General features: G+C 63.1%; 13 protein-coding genes and 2 pseudogenes. 8 read left to right on the forward strand and 7 right to left on the reverse strand.

Annotated elements, in window-relative coordinates:
- Window positions 1–111: 111 nt before the first annotated feature.
- On the reverse strand, window positions 112–1,131 hold the full coding sequence (locus tag J7573_RS11785; protein ID WP_294334865.1) for a LacI family DNA-binding transcriptional regulator: 1,020 nt from the start codon (window positions 1,129–1,131) through the stop codon (window positions 112–114).
- 206 nt (window positions 1,132–1,337) lie between these two features.
- Between J7573_RS11785 and J7573_RS11790 the strand changes: the two genes are divergently transcribed.
- The 3 genes from J7573_RS11790 to J7573_RS11800 all read left to right on the forward strand — a co-directional run bounded on the left by J7573_RS11790 (window position 1,338) and on the right by J7573_RS11800 (window position 3,727).
- Window positions 1,338–1,877, forward strand: a complete 540-nt coding sequence (locus J7573_RS11790) for a gluconokinase (protein WP_294334868.1) — start codon at window positions 1,338–1,340, stop codon at window positions 1,875–1,877.
- Window positions 1,878–1,988: 111 nt separating this feature from the next.
- A complete protein-coding gene (locus tag J7573_RS11795; protein ID WP_103447493.1) occupies window positions 1,989–3,341 on the forward strand; it encodes a GntP family permease in 1,353 nt (450 codons plus the stop codon).
- 83 nt (window positions 3,342–3,424) lie between these two features.
- Window positions 3,425–3,727, forward strand: coding sequence for a hypothetical protein (locus tag J7573_RS11800; RefSeq protein WP_294334873.1), 303 nt, complete (start codon window positions 3,425–3,427; stop codon window positions 3,725–3,727).
- Window positions 3,728–3,756: 29 nt separating this feature from the next.
- Here J7573_RS11800 and J7573_RS11805 read toward each other — a convergent pair whose 3' ends face one another.
- The 4 genes from J7573_RS11805 to J7573_RS11820 form a co-directional block, all read right to left on the reverse strand.
- Window positions 3,757–5,184, reverse strand: a complete 1,428-nt coding sequence (locus tag J7573_RS11805; protein ID WP_294334875.1) for a sigma-54 dependent transcriptional regulator — start codon at window positions 5,182–5,184, stop codon at window positions 3,757–3,759.
- Entirely contained in the window at window positions 5,159–6,649 is a 1,491-nt protein-coding gene (locus J7573_RS11810; protein WP_294334876.1) for an ATP-binding protein, read from the reverse strand. The genes J7573_RS11805 and J7573_RS11810 overlap by 26 nt, the downstream gene beginning before the upstream one ends.
- Before the next feature lie 303 nt (window positions 6,650–6,952).
- Window positions 6,953–8,410, reverse strand: a complete 1,458-nt coding sequence (locus tag J7573_RS11815; RefSeq protein WP_294334877.1) for a HAMP domain-containing sensor histidine kinase — start codon at window positions 8,408–8,410, stop codon at window positions 6,953–6,955.
- A gap of 106 nt (window positions 8,411–8,516) precedes the next feature.
- Entirely contained in the window at window positions 8,517–9,110 is a 594-nt protein-coding gene (locus J7573_RS11820; RefSeq protein WP_294334878.1) for a transglycosylase SLT domain-containing protein, read from the reverse strand.
- A 184-nt stretch (window positions 9,111–9,294) separates the two neighbouring features.
- Here J7573_RS11820 and gspG point away from each other — a divergent pair, with 184 nt between their 5' ends.
- A complete protein-coding gene (gene gspG / locus J7573_RS11825) occupies window positions 9,295–9,720 on the forward strand; it encodes a type II secretion system major pseudopilin GspG (protein ID WP_294334879.1) in 426 nt (141 codons plus the stop codon).
- 11 nt (window positions 9,721–9,731) lie between these two features.
- Window positions 9,732–10,922 (forward strand): type II secretion system F family protein, encoded by a 1,191-nt coding sequence (locus J7573_RS11830; protein WP_294334880.1) that lies wholly within the window; start codon window positions 9,732–9,734, stop codon window positions 10,920–10,922.
- 113 nt (window positions 10,923–11,035) lie between these two features.
- Here the strand turns inward: J7573_RS11830 and J7573_RS11835 are convergent, their stop codons facing one another.
- A complete protein-coding gene (locus J7573_RS11835; protein WP_294334881.1) occupies window positions 11,036–11,950 on the reverse strand; it encodes a tyrosine-type recombinase/integrase in 915 nt (304 codons plus the stop codon).
- Window positions 11,951–12,082: 132 nt separating this feature from the next.
- On the opposite strand from J7573_RS11835, the gene J7573_RS11840 reads away from it, so the two are divergent.
- From J7573_RS11840 to J7573_RS26320, 3 genes and pseudogenes are all read left to right on the forward strand, one after another.
- Window positions 12,083–12,730, forward strand: coding sequence for a DUF1345 domain-containing protein (locus tag J7573_RS11840; RefSeq protein WP_294334883.1), 648 nt, complete (start codon window positions 12,083–12,085; stop codon window positions 12,728–12,730).
- A 99-nt stretch (window positions 12,731–12,829) separates the two neighbouring features.
- Window positions 12,830–13,696, forward strand: coding sequence for an RHS repeat-associated core domain-containing protein (locus J7573_RS11845; protein ID WP_294334885.1), 867 nt, complete (start codon window positions 12,830–12,832; stop codon window positions 13,694–13,696).
- A 57-nt stretch (window positions 13,697–13,753) separates the two neighbouring features.
- Window positions 13,754–13,852 (forward strand): annotated as a pseudogene (locus J7573_RS26320) (DUF1345 domain-containing protein); the annotation flags it as partial.
- Here J7573_RS26320 and J7573_RS11850 read toward each other — a convergent pair.
- Window positions 13,841–15,007, reverse strand: a pseudogene (locus J7573_RS11850) (aminotransferase class I/II-fold pyridoxal phosphate-dependent enzyme); the annotation flags it as partial. The pseudogenes J7573_RS26320 and J7573_RS11850 overlap by 12 nt on opposite strands.
- Window positions 15,008–15,090 lie beyond the last annotated feature (83 nt).

Consider the following 15,090-nt stretch of genomic DNA (forward strand, 5'->3'; position numbering starts at 1 on the left):
GCCAGGATCCTTGATGCCCAGGGTTTTCTGAGCATAGATCGGCTTTGTTACCGTGCAAGCCACTTGATATCACTTTGTGATTAACCAGTTAGCGACGCTTTCTGAAAAACCTCATGAGCTCTCGCGCACCATCAGTTCAAAGCCCAGATCCTGCTGCTCGGTCGCTACCCGCTTGCCATCGAGCAGCGCCAGCAGTGCCTGGGCGGCGCCCCGACCAACGGCCGCCCGTGGGGTGCGAATGGAGGTGAGGCGCGGCACCATGTGCGCCGATGCGGGCAGGTCGTTGAAGCCGACCATGGCCACCTGGCGTGGCACCTCGATGCCTTGGCGCAACGCCTGCAACACCGCGCCCTGGGCAAGGTCGTCGTTACAGAAGAAGATGCCATCCACATCGGGAGCCTGCGCCAGCAGCTGGCTGAACAGTTCACTGCCCAGCGCAATGGACGACGGTTGCGGCGCCAGAATCTCCAGCTCGGTGGCCTGCATGCCGGCGTCGGCCAGGGCCTGGCGGAAGCCTTCGGCGCGCTGCATCACCCGGGGGTCGAGCTGCGCGGCAATGAATGCCAGGCGCCGCCGGCCCCGCTCGATCAGGTGCGTTGCCGCAGCACGCCCGGCCTGCTGCTGGGAAAAGCCCACCGACAACGCGCCGGCCTCACCGCCCAGCTCCATCATGTGCACGCAGGGCACGCCGCTGGCGGCCAGCATCTGCCGCGCAGCGTCGCTGCGGTCGAAGCCGGTGAGCAGCATGCCGCAAGGCTGGTACGCCAGGTAATTGCGGATCAGGTTCTCTTCTTCGCCGAGGTCGTAGTGATAGTTGCCAATCAGCACTTCCAGCCCACGCGGGCGCATCACCTCGTGGATGGCCTCCAGGGTGTCGATGAACAGCTGGTTGGACAGCGACGGAATCAGCACCACCACCGACTGGCTGCGCGCCGACGCCAGCGCCCGGGCCGCCGGGTTGGCAACATAGCCCAGGGACGCGGCAGCGGCCACGACCTTTTCCACCAGTTCCGGGGCAACCGTGCTGACCCCGCGCAACGCGCGCGAAGCGGTGATCGGGGAAACCCCGGAAAGCCTGGCGACTTCAGCCAGCGTGGGACGACCTGTGGTGCGAGAGCCTGTGCGGGACATGGATGTTGTAATTTTACTACTTGCAGGAATGGGGAACGGCCACTAAGGTAGCGCTGTCTCAGGACGCAGGCAATGTAATCTTTGGTAGTGGCCACTGCAGCACGCTGCCAAGCGTCCATACTGCGTAAGGACAAGATCAATAACACCGGGGAGGTGGCGTTTCGTCAGCGACGAGACAGCGCTATCTCACCCCGCAGGAGGTACTGATGAATTCTCCCCTGTCCGCCATCGTGGTGATGGGCGTGGCCGGCTGCGGCAAAAGCTGCGTCGGTGATGCCATTGCCAAGCGAAGCGGCGGTCGCCTGATCGAAGGCGACGCGTTCCACCCTGCCGAAAACATCCGCAAGATGAGTGCCGGTATCCCGCTGGACGACGATGACCGTGCCGGTTGGCTGGTGCGCCTGGGCCAGGAGCTGCAAGCGACGGTGCAGGCCGGCGAACGGCCGATCCTCACCTGCTCCGCGCTCAAGCGCCGGTACCGCGACACCCTGCGCGCGGCGATGCCGGAGCTGGTGTTCGTGTTCCTCGAACTCACCCCCGCAGAAGCGGAAAAACGCGTGCTCGCCCGCCCCGGCCATTTCATGCCGGCCAGCCTGATCGACAGCCAGTTCGCTGCCCTCGAGTCACCCAGGGGCGAACCCCTGACCCTGCCGCTGGACGCCACTCAACCGATTGCGGTGCTCGCCGAAGCGGTCGACAGCTGGCTAAAGCCCTGCGGTGAGCGGAACCTGGCGCGGACTGCCTGAACCGGCGGTTTTTTCGGCTCACCAAAGATAGCGCTGTCTCGACGCCTGAAGGCGGCGAAAGTTCAATAAATGCTACGCCCAAAACAACGATAAGACCGAGGCATCAAAACCATGTTCGGACTGGCTACAGATACCTACCTGCTGCTCGACGCGCTGGTCACCATCGTCGGGCTGATCCTGCTGATCACCCATTTCAAGGTCCACCCCTTCGTCGCCCTGACCCTGGCCGCCGGTTTCCTCGGCCTGACCTCCGGCATGCCGGTGGCCAAGGTGATGAAATCGTTCCAGGACGGTTTCGGTGGCGTGCTCGGCTTCGTCGGCATCGTCCTCGCCCTGGGCACGATGCTCGGCAAGCTGATGGCCGACTCCGGCGGCGCCGACCAGATCGCGCAAACCCTGATCCGCGCCTTCGGCAAGAAGAACGTGCACTGGGCGATGATGTTCGCCGCCTTCCTGGTCGGCATTCCGCTGTTCTTCGAGATCGGCTTCGTGCTGCTGATACCGCTGGTGTTCATCGTCGCCCGGCGTTCGGGCGTGTCGTTGGTCAAGATCGGCATCCCGCTGCTGGCCGGCCTTTCGGTGGTGCATGGCCTGGTACCGCCCCACCCGGGCCCGCTGCTGGCGATCGGCATCTTCCACGCCGACATCGGCAAGACCATCTTCTATGGCCTGCTGGTGGCGCTGCCCACGGCAATCATCGCCGGCCCGCTGTTCGGTAACTTCATTTCCCGCTACATCCCCGGCAACCCGTCCCAGGAGCTGATGGACCAGATTGCCAAGGAGTCGGACCAGAGCAACCTGCCAAGCTTCACCATCACGCTGGTCACCGTGCTGCTGCCGGTGGCACTGATGCTGCTCAAGACCTTCGCCGATGTGGTTCTGCCGGCCGAGCACATCATCCGCCAGTGGATGGACTTGATCGGCCACCCGATCACCGCCCTGCTCGCCGCCCTGTTGCTGGCCTTCTACACCTTTGGTTCGGCCCGTGGCTTCAGCCGCCAGCAGATCATGAAGATGCTCGATCAGAGCCTGGCACCGACTGCGGCCATCGTACTGATCGTCGGTGCCGGTGGCGGCTTCAAGCAGATGCTGGTGGATACCGGCGTGGGTAACGTGATCGGGCAGATGGCCGTGCAGGCGGAAATTTCGCCCATCATGCTGGCCTGGCTGGTGGCGGCGGTGATCCGCATCGCCACAGGTTCGGCGACCGTGGCGACCATTACCGGCGCCGGCATCGTCGCCCCGGTGATCGACCTGGTGCCTGGGGTCAACCGCGAACTGCTGGTGCTGGCCACCGGCGCCGGCTCGCTGATCCTGTCCCACGTCAACGACGCCGGGTTCTGGCTGGTGAAGCAGTACTTCAACATGACCGTGGCCGAAACCTTCAAGACCTGGAGCATGATGGAGACGATCCTGTCGATCGTCGGCATCATCTTCATCATGGCGCTGTCGACGGTGGTGTGACCGCTGATCGGGGTGATGGCACCTGAGCATCGCGGGTGGGCCCAACACAGGTATGAGCCCTGCCCTACACAAAGGAGCCTGCCATGCCCCGTTCAACCTTGCTGCTGCTTGCCCTGCTGACCTCGCCGCTGGCCCTGGCGGTCGGCACCGGCCCCACCTACCCCGATGACCCGCATAACCCGGCACCTCAGCCAGGTGTCGACAGCACCCTGAACCCGATCGAGAAACCCATGCCCAGGGATACCGACCCGCGTATCCAGGGCAATGACCCGCAAAGCCCACCGGCCAAGCAGAATGACAACCGCGACTTGCCTGGGATGGATGGCAGCGGCTCGGAAGGCACTGGCCGAGAAGGCGGGAACAGTTCAGGCGGTAGTCAGCAATAGAACCCCAGGGGCGCCATGCGCCCCCGGCCTTACCACTGGCGTTTGTCAGGCCGGGTAAGCCCCAGCTTCTCGATGCGGTAACGCAGCATGTCCCGCGACAGGCCCAGCATTCGCGCCGACTTGGTGACATTCCAGTCGGTACGATCCAGGGTCTTGCACACCAGGTCGCGCTCCATGTCCGGCAGGCTGGTGCCCGGCTCTGGCTCATGCCGCGGCAATTCGTACACGGTCGCCGTCGGCTGTGGCACCAGCGGCTCGTCGATCAAGGTCATGCACAGGTTCAACTGGTGCGCCTGCACTACTTCATTGGGCGCGAGCAGGACTGTCTGCTCCAGCATGTTGCGCAGTTCGCGAACATTGCCCGGCCAGCTGTAACTCAACATCAAGGCTTCGGCCTCGGCACTGAAACGCAGGTTCGGCTTGCCGTAGCGGCGCCCGTGGTGCGCCAGGAAATGCCGGGCCAGCAGCAGCACGTCCTGGCCCCGGGCATACAGCCGCGGCACTTTCAGGGCAATGATGCGCAGGCGGAAGAACAGGTCACGGCGGAACTTGCCCTGCTGCACCATCTGCTCGAGGTTGCAGTTGGTGGCACTGATCACCCGCAGGTCGACCTTGCGCTCCTTGACCGCACCGATGCGGCGGATGCTGCGGTCTTCCAGCAACTTGAGCAGCTTGGCCTGCAACACCAGGTCCATCTCGCCGATCTCGTCGAGGAACAGCGTGCCACCATCGGCCGCTTCCACCAGGCCCACGCGGCGCTCCTTGGCGTCGGTGAATGCGCCCTTCTCATGACCGAACAGCTCGGCCTCCAGCAGATTGGCGGGGATCGAAGCACAGTTGAACTCGATGAACGGCCCCTTGCTGCGCGAGCCATCGAAATGCAGCGCGCGGGCAACCAGTTCCTTGCCGGTACCGGTCTCCCCCTCGATCAACACTGGCGGCAGATCGTCACTGGCCATGCGCCGCTCGGCGTCGAGCACCTGATGCAGGGTGTGCTTGAGGGTGAGCATCGCCGGCGACTCGCCGATCAGCGCCTGCAACCCGGACTTCTGCGCCTCGCGCTCCTGGTAGAACGACAAGGTACGCTCCATGCGCTCGGCAGCCAGGGCCTTTTCCAGGGTCAGCTTGAGTTCGGCCAGTACCACCGGTTTGGTCAGGTAGTGGAATGCGCCCTCCTTCATGGCCTGCACGGCGTCTTCGACATTGCCGTAACCGGTCATCATGATCACCTTCAGGTCCGGCGCCTGCTCCACCAGGGTACGCAGCAGGTCGTGCCCGCTCATGCCCGGCAGCGAGTTGTCGGTCAGTACCGCATCGGGCTGGGCCCGCTTGATCTGTTCCAGCGCCAGCTCCGCACTGTGGCAGAGCGTCACCTCGAAGCCCTTGAGGCTGAGGTAGGTGCGAATGTTGTCGCCGAGGATTTCGTCATCCTCAACTACCAGGATGCTGTGCTCCATGGTCCCCTCCCGCTGCGATATTGAAAGTGAGGCTGACGCGGGTTCCTTCCTCTTCACGGCTGCTCAGGCTGACCGAGCCGCCAAACCGTTCCATGATCCGCTTGACCAGGGCCAGGCCCACACCGAGGCCGCCCTGCTTGGTCGTGAAGAATGGCTTGAACACCATTCTTTCCTGCTGTTGGCTCATGCCCTTGCCGGTGTCGCTGAGCAGCAGCTGCGCGCGCTGGCCGTCCTCCGCGGTGACTTGCGCATGCAGTACCCCGCCCTTGGGCATGGCTTCCAGGGCGTTGGAAAACAAGCTGTTGAGTATCTGAGTCAGTTGCAGCGGCTGGCTGGCCACCCACTGCACCTGCGGCCCTTCGAAGCTGAAGCGCACGCCGTTGCGCTCGATCTGCTGGGCAAAGGCCTGGCGGGTGTCCTCGATGGCCGCCACCAGGTCCACCGCCTCGGCGGTATCGCTGGCCGGGCGCAGCGATACCAGCAGCTCGCGCACCCAGCGCGACATGCGGTCGACCTGGCTGATGATGTCGTTGATGTTCTTCTGCGCCAGCGGGCTGGCGATTTCCTCGGCCAGCTCGGCGCTGGAGCGGATATTGGCCAGCGGGTTGCGCAAGCTATGGGCGACGGCGGAAGACATCTCGCCCAGTGCCACATAGGTTTCGCTGGCCACCAGCCGGTCCTGTTGCTGCTGCAGCATGTACGCGGCGCGGCGCACGATCCAGAACAGGCCGAAGTAGATCAGCGCGCCACCCACCAGGGTCGATGCCCAGATCAGCACGTAACCCCGCTGGATACGCCGCACCAGGTCCTGCGGCTCCTTGTAGATCTCGACCATGGCCATGACCTGCTCGCCCTGGCTGTCGAACAAGGGGATGTAGTTTTCGATGAACAGGTACTTGGGCTCGCGCAGGAATTTCTGCTCTTCCCGGTCGTCCTCGGCCTTGTGGTAACTGGCCGATACCGCCTTGCGCGAGCGGAAGGCGCGGTCCAGGTCACCGTCGGCTTCGATGCGCTTGCCGATCAGCTCGGGGTTGGTGGACCAGACGATGGTGCGGTCGCGGGCATAGGCGTTGGCCAGCAAGGTATCCGGCAAATGCTCGACGTGGTCGAGGAACTCGACCCGGGTCGACTCGGCCAGGGCCGGGCTGACCTGCAGGTGCTGTTGATCCAGGCGCGGGTTGAGCAGTTCGCCCATGGTGGTACCGGGCGGCAACTGCGAATGACGCACTTCGGCCAAGGCCAGCGACTGGATGAACTGCGCGGTAAGCATGGCATCGCGCTGGACACTGTCACGGACCACGAAGCGGGTCGACACATAGCCCAGGCCGCCGGCCACCGCAGTGATGATGAGCAGGCTGATGACCGAGAACCAGCGCAGCAGGTTGAACTCGCGTAGCGGCACGGCCAGGCCGCTGCTGGGCAGTGTGGCGGGCCTTACGGGAACCTCTTCATCCAGCATCTGCATCGCGTCGTTCCCATGCAGGGAGTCCGTTCATAAGGTGGTCATCGCCCTGCTACCGATAGTAGCAATTTGATGCCACCTCACCAGGGCGGCGGCGGCCGTCATGTGTCGCGCGTTACCTGCTGCGAGAACTGCAAGAACTCAGCCAGACCCTTAAACCAATCGTCATATCTATATAAATCAGTACGTTATGAGTTTTTTTTGATCCTGAGTCACGAATTATTCCCCACATTTGGGTAGTGTTTACCCAATAACGATAAAACTACTATTTATCAATTACTTACATTGAGTTTATGAATTTTTGAATTAGGTACACACCAACCGAAAGCTCAGCGAGACCCGCGTGCCATGGCCCTGGCTGCTGCTCAGCCGGACTGAACCGCCAAAGCGTTCCATGATGCGCTTGACCAGTACCAGCCCCACACCCAGCCCACCTTGTTTAGTGCTGAAAAATGGCCTGAAGGCCAGGCGCTGCTGCTGTTCGTTCATGCCCTTGCCGGTATCGGCAATGCGCAAGGTGAGGCTGCGCCGGTCGCGCTTCACCACCTCGATACGCAAGCGCCCACCCTGCTCCATTGCTTCCAGGGCATTGGCGATCAGGCTGTTGAAGATCTGCCCGAGCAGCGCCGGGTGGCCGAGCACCTGAACCGGCGGTAACGGTCGCAGGTCCAGGGTTACCCCACTGCGGGCCAGCGGCACGGCGAAACTCTGCAGGCTCTCCTGCAGGACCTGGGGCAGGTCGACCGGCACCGCTTCGTCATTCAGCGGCCTCAGCGACTGCAGCAGCTGGCGAATCCACTGCGACATGCGGTCGACCTGGCTGATGATGTCATTGATGTTGCGTTGCGCCGGGCCTTCATCGAAGGCCTGGGCCAGTTCGGCGCTGGAGCGGATGCTGGCCAGCGGGTTGCGCAGGCTGTGGGCCACCGCCGAGGACACCTCGCCAAGGGCCACGTAGGTCTCGCTGTTGATCAGCCGTTTCTGCTGCACCGCCATCACCCGCGCGGCGCGGCGCATGATGCCGTACAGCCCGATATAGACCAGCGCAGCACCGACGGTGATGGCCAGCCAGATCAGGATAAGCCCGTGCTCGATGCGCACGATCAGGTCGTGGGGCTCCTTGTAGATTTCCACCATCGCCGTGACGCTATCGCCATCGGCATCGAACAAGGGGATGTAGTTTTCGATGAACAGCTGTTCCGGCGGGGTCACGAACTTCTGTTCGATGCGTGCCTGCTCGAAATTGTGATAGCTGGCAGAGACCCGCATCTTGTACTCGAAAGCCCGATCCAGGTCGTCATCACCATCGATCAGTTTGCCCACCAGTGCGGGGTTGGTCGACCAGATCACCGTGCGGTCCGGGGCATAGATGTTGGCCAGCAGCATGTCCGGCAGGTGGGCGATATGGTCGAGGAATTCACCGCGAGCCTTGCGCCGCGCTTCCGGGTCGACATCGGGCATGGCCGTAAGATCGGTGCGAGGGTCGAGCAGTTCGCCCATGGTGCGTACATTGGGGATCGACACGTGGCGCACTTCGGCGTCGGCAATCGAGGTGATGAACTGCGCGGTGAGCAAGGCGTCGCGCTCGATGCTCTCATCGATGATGAAACGACTGGAAATCAGCCCCAGCCCTGCGGCAACCGAAAGGATGATCGCCAGGCTCACCCAGGCGTACCAGCGCAGCAGGTTGAACGGCCTGCGCGGGGTAGCGGCTTCGCTGCCCGCAGGCGCCTCGGGTGCTTCGGAACGGGGGGCGATGTCCATGACGGACTCCACTGCAGGGCACCTTTTGAAAGGTTATAGCCCAGAGTTGGGTAACCATGGCATTGATTGGGGACGATTTTCGCCACTTTGGCGACGCAAGGCCCGTTCAGAGTGGCGAGTCGTCGGTCAGCCCCTGCAGCTTGCGGTACTCGCGCAACACGTTTGGCACATAGCGGCGGGTCTCGGCAAACTGCGGAACCGCGCCACGCCGCCGCACGGCATCGGGGCCAGCGTTGTAAGCGGCCACGGCCAGGGTGATGTCATTGTCGAACAGGGTCAGCATGCGTTTGAGGTAGCGCGCCCCGCCCTGCACGTTGTCTTCGGGGTCAAGGATGTCTTCCACGCCCATCTCCTTGGCCGTGTCCGGCATCAATTGCATCAACCCCACCGCCCCGGCCGCCGAACGGGCCTTCGGGTTGTAACCTGACTCGGTCTTGATCAGTGCATGCAGCAACGCCAGCGGCACGTCGTAATCACGGGCCGCCGCCGCCACCAGTTCGGCATAGGGCCGCCCGGTGATCATCTGCGCGTCGGCCGGGCCCGCCTGGGCAAGTGGTTCGCTGATCACCCGTTCGTAATGGCGTCCTGGCCGGTGGACGTTGCTCAGTACATAACCACCCTTGGCATCGATGGAAATGTACATGTCGGCCTGGGCGCTTGCCGCCACCAGCCAGGTCACTACCAGGATCATCACGCGCATGTCGGTCGCCTCCCCGCCGTGCCCCCGATATGGGGGAAATGCCCCGGAAAACCCGGGCTTTTCTGCTTCGACGCAAGCACCGTGCCGCTTGCCATGGCGCATGGCACAAGGCCCCGAGGCAGACGTGCACGGCTGTTGCATGTGGCTTGAAAACGCGTGTCCCCATGCAGCGGAGGGCTTCACCATGCAGCGCAAATCCAACCCCCAACGTGGCTTCACCCTGCTTGAACTCCTGGTGGTCCTGGTGGTGCTCGGTTTGTTGGCCGGTATCGTCGCGCCTAAGTACTTCAGCCAGCTCGGTCGCTCGGAAGCCAAGGTGGCGAAGGCACAGATCGAAGGCCTGGGCAAGGCCCTGGACCTGTACCGCCTGGAGGTGGGCCATTACCCCACCAGCGAACAGGGCCTGCAGGCACTGGTCACCGCCCCCAGTGGCGAGTCGCACTGGTCGGGGCCCTACCTGCAGAAGGCCGTGCCGCAGGACCCATGGGGCCGCGCTTACATCTACCGCCAGCCCGGCGAAAACGGCGGTGAGTACGACCTACTGTCGATGGGCAAGGACGGCCAGCCCGGCGGCGATGGCGAGAACGCTGAAATCACCAGCTGGCAATGAGGAGAACGACCATGCGCTATAGCCTCAAGGCCCTCGGCAGACAGGGCATCGTGCAGTTGCAGATCGACGCCGAGGATGCCGAACACGCGCGTCGCCAGGCCGAGAACCAGGGGCTGCGGGTGGTCAGCGTGCGCGGCCAGGGTAAAGCCCTGGGCGGCCTGGCCTGGCGCCGCGCGGCGACCTTCGACCTGGTGCTGTTCAGCCAGGAACTGACCACCCTGCTGCACGCCGGCCTGCCGCTGATCGACGCCCTGGAAAGCCTGGCGGAAAAGTCCCCCGTCGGTGCCTCGCGCAAAGTCCTGACCGAGCTAGTGCGCCAGCTCTACGAAGGCCACTCGCTTTCCCAATCGTTGGCGCAGCAGCCACGGGTGTTCCCGCCGCTGTACGTGGCGCTGGTGCAGTCCAGCGAGCGCACCGGCACCCTGGGCGATGCCCTGGCCCGCTACATCGGTTATCGCCAACGCCTGGACCTGGTCCGGCAGAAACTGGTGGGCGCTTCGGTCTACCCGTTGCTGCTGTTGCTGGTCGGCGGCGGCGTGGTGCTGTTCCTGCTGGGCTATGTGGTGCCGCGCTTCAGCCTGGTGTTCGAGGGCATGGGTAGCGAACTGCCCTGGATGTCCCGGGTGCTGATGGACATCGGCCTGTTCCTGCATGCCCAGCAGTTGCCGCTGGCACTGGCCGTTGCGGGCGGCATCGGTACGCTGGTGGTAATGCGCCGCAACCCGCTGGTAAGGCGCTGTGCATCACGGCAACTGCGGCGATTGCCGGCCCTGCACCAGCGCCTGGTGATGTATGAACTGGCGCGCTTCTACCGCTCGCTGGGCATCCTGCTGCAGGGCGGCATCCCAATTCTTACCGCCATGGGCATGGCCCACGGACTGCTCGGCAGCGCTTCGGCGCAAGGCCTGGAACAGGCCAGCCGGCGCGTCGGTGAAGGGCTGCCGTTGTCGGACGCACTGGAAGCCGGGCAGCTGGTCACGCCTGTGTCGCTGCGGCTGCTGCGGGCGGGGGAACAATCCGGGAACCTGGGGGAAATGCTCGAACGCTGCGCGGATTTCCATGATCAGGAAATCGGCCGCTGGGTGGAGTGGTTCGTGAAACTGTTCGAGCCGCTGCTGATGACCTTCATCGGGCTGCTGATCGGGGTGATCGTGATCCTGATGTACATGCCGATCTTCGACCTGGCTTCGAGTATTCACTAGTCTGTAGCAGCCTCTTCGCGGGCACGCCCGCTCCCACAGAATCACCACAGACTTCAGGCCTGAGGTATTCCTGTGGGAGCGGGCGTGCCCGCGAAGAGGCCGGTGCAGGCGTATCAGTAGTCGAAGCGATCCACCGCACGCCGCCGCTCGTTGTCATCGCGCCGGTCATAACTGGCGGTGGTCTGGATGTTGGCATGGTGTGCCAGCTTCTGCGCAATCGACAGGTCATGCTCCTCGATCACCCGGGTGATGAACGCCCGGCGAAAGTCGTGGGGCATGATCTTCACCCCCACCTGCGCACCGCGCTGGCGGGCGATGTAGTAGATCGCATGCTTGGTGATGCGTGCACGGGTGATGTGGTTGCCACGGCGAATGCGGTTGAACAGGAACGGGTCGTCGGACGCCCCTTCGGGCAACGCGTCCCGCCGCAAGTCCAGCCAGGCCTGCAGCTTCTCGAACGCCCAGGCCGGGGCGTACTTGATCAGCTGCCGGTTACCCTTGCCCGTGACCTGCAGGCTGCGCGCCTCGAAGTCGACCTGGCTGAGGTCGATGTCCACCGACTCCGACTTGCGCATGCCGGTACCGTAGAGCAAGGCAATGATCGCCGCATCGCGCACGCCCTGGGGCCGTGGGTCGGCCTCGCACAAATCCATCAGTTCGCGGATCAGGCTGCGCCGCAGGTTGCGCCCGGGCGGCAGGCGGCTGCCGGACGCCGGCTTGACCTCGCGGATGCGCAGCAACTGCTCGTGGTCGATCAACCCTTGGCGCCAGGCCTCGTTCATGACCCCACGCACTGCGTTGACATACAGCGACGAGCTGTTCGGCGCATAGCCATCGGTGCGCAATGCCGCCACCAGCGCAATCACATGGCCGGGCTCAAGCCGGTGCCATGGCACATCGACAAGGTTGCAGTCGACGAAGCCGAGCCGGTCGGCGGCATCCTGGAGGATGTAGCGCATGGTCTGCTGGCTGGAGGGTGCCAGCCGGGCGAGGTACTGCAGCAGTGGATTTTGCGAGAGGTCGGACAAAACTTGAATCCTGGAGCGAAACGAAGCGACGGCGCGCAATGGTACCGTAAACCGCGCCGATTGACCGAACGCAAGGCGGCCGGGGCGATCTGTGGTCTAGAGTTCAGGCCAAGCAGACTGCAGCGAGCCCTTATGGTTTTCCATCGCCTGACCCGTACTCACCCGCGCCTGAGCATCGCCGCACTGGTCGGCATCCTTGGCGCCTGGCTGATCCCTGCCGACGATACCGTGCAGCGAATCCTCGCTGGCTGGAACCTGGGCGTCTGGCTCTATCTGCTGCTGGTTCTGTGGCTGACCTGGCGAGCTGGCCCCGACAAGGTGCGCAAGATCGCCCGGGTCGAGGACGAAAACGCCGGCCTGGTGTTGTTAACCGTGTGCATCGCCGCCATCGCCAGCCTGGCCGCCGTGACCCTGCAGCTGGTTTCCAGCCGCGGCCTGCAAGGCAGCGCGCTGGCCCTGCACTACCTGTACACCGGGCTGACGGTGGCCGGTTCCTGGCTGCTGATCGGCTGCATCTTCAGCCTGCACTACGCCCGCCTGTTCTACACCGGCGAGCGCAACGCACCGGCGCTGCGCTTCCCCGACGGTGAGTGCAACCCGGATTACTGGGACTTTCACTACTTCTCGTTCACCATCAGCGTTGCCGTGCAGACCTCCGACGTCGGCGTCGGCGGGCGTGGCATGCGCCGGGTGGTGCTGGCGCACTCACTGGTAGGCTTTGTGTTCAATACGGCGATTCTGGGCTTCACCATCAATATTGCGGCAGGCCTGCTCGGATAAAACGGGCCACATGTAAATGGCGAACTGATAATTCTACCAGTTGTTCAATAAACTGTACTCGCTAGAATCATGGCATGACGAGAGACAGAGATTGCCACGATGCCCAGCGCACTTGAATCATCCGAAACCTTTCAACGCGATCAGGAAAAATTACAAAATACCTCGCATTCAAATCATTGCTATTCGGCTTATGGTTTTTATGGACACTCCGCACTTTCTACAGGCCTCGCTTTCGCAGGCCAGTTTCTGGACATAAAATCGGGCTGCTACTTACTGGGGCGCGGACATCGTGCTTACAGCCCTCAGCGGATGCGGTTTAACCAGCCAGATGAAGCGTCGCCCTTCGGTCGGGGAGGGGTAAATGCATATATGTACTGTCAGGGCGACCCCATCAACCGTATCGATCCAACTGGCCGTTTTGGCGAATGGCTCATGAACATGCTTGATGATGGTTTCCCACGCGCCCGGACCGGGCGCCCTCCCGTACTCGTTGAGCAGATAAGCCAGCAGACGCCAACGGGTACCGAGTTCGCTAGGGTTCGTCACAGAAACCATACAATCATTGAGATATCAAGAGAACAAGATAGTTTTCAGAGAGTTAGTCCCCAGCCACGAAGTTCTCAGCCTTCGGTAATTTTCAACGAGCTGACTTCCCCTCGGACATTGGATCGCCTTAGTCAGATTGGACGGCAAGTACCAAATGAAATAAGTGCTTCCACTTCACACATCTGGCCTATGAGCCAGGTCGGACCTGCGCTGTATCTGGAAAGTTCACTACGAGGCGCACAAGCCTTGGCACCGGCCATCGGGGTACTGCCAGCAGGTTTAGTGGCCATCACGGGAAGCATGAGCACTGTTATCTTGATGACGCCTCTAGGTACTGAATTCATCCGCCGACCTGCTCAGACCTTGCAGCTCATCAGGCAATATCCCCAGCGAGCACTTGATCTGATGTTGGACCTTTAAGCATCGCGTGTATTTCCTTTTTTCAGCTGAAGTCGTTTCACGCATTTTGGCATCGTTATGCACCAAGTAATGCAAGCACATTCACTGGTAGGCTTTGTGTTCAATACGGCGATTCTGGGTTTCACCATCAATATTGCGGCAGGCCTGCTCGGCTAGTACGCGCCCGGAACAGACGGCGATGCGCTGGCAGGCGTGTTCCAGGCGCTCGGCATCGAGCACCAGCCCCATGCGCACATGGCCCGCCGCGCTGGGGCCAAAGGCATCGCCGGGCAAGAGTGATACCCCCTCCTCCCACAACAGGCGCTGGGCAAAGTCCTGGGCGCTGAGCCCGGTAGCACGGATATCGAGCATGACGAACATGCCGCCCGCCGGCCGATGGGCATGCAGCCCCGGGCAGTCCGCCAGGGCTGCACAGACCCGGTCGCGCCGCTGCCGATAGGCCTCGCGCATCGCGTGCACGGCCGGCAGGTCCTGCTCCAGCGCCACGCAGACAGCAGCCATGACAAACTCCGGCAGGCCGAACAGCATCGCCATGGCCAAGGTGGCCAGGTGCGCAATCAACGGTTGCGGGCCCACCACCCAGCCCACCCGCCATCCGCTCATGGCGTGGGACTTGGACACGCTGTCGATCAGCACGCAGCGCTCGGCCATGCCCGGCAAACCGAGCGGGTCTGCCGGCTCGCCGTCGAACAGCAAACCGCTATACACCTGATCGCACACCAGCCACAGGTCATGTTCACGGCAAAGCTGTGCCAGCAGTGCCATGTCCTGCGGCGAGATGGCAGCGCCGGTCGGGTTGTGCGGGGTGTTCAGCAGCAGGCCACGGGTCCGCGGGGTAATCGCCCGCGCCACCGCCAGCGGATCAAGGCGAAAGCCCTGCTCCGGGCTGACAGCCAATTGGACGGGCTGCGCCCCGCAGGCAGCGAGCACGCCCTGATAGGTGACATACATGGGCTCGGCGACGATCACCTCATCCCCGCGTTCGAACAGGCATTGGCAAACCGCGTATAGCGCACATTGGGCACCGGCGAGGACCATCACTTGATCGGCCGTGACCTGCGCGCCCGTACGCCGGGCAATTGCCTCGCGCAGCGCCAGGCTGCCGTGCACGTCGCTGTAATGGGTATCGCCACGCTGCAGGCTGGCGATCGCCGCGTCGACCACCGGCGCTGGCGTGTCGAAATCCGGATCGCCCATCGACAGCAGGAAGATCTCGCGCCCTTCACGGCGCAGTGCCTGGGCCTGGTAGTGAATGTCCCATGCCGCAACGGCTTCGCCGGCGATGCGTTGGGTGAGCGTGGAATAGCGCATGACTGTCTCCCTGTCTGCCCAGCTCGCACCGCTCGTCCGAAAACGCTGTGCGCCGAATGTGGATAAAAATAGCAGAGCAAATC

Source organism: Pseudomonas sp., from assembly GCF_017744435.1.
GTDB lineage: Bacteria > Pseudomonadota > Gammaproteobacteria > Pseudomonadales > Pseudomonadaceae > Aquipseudomonas.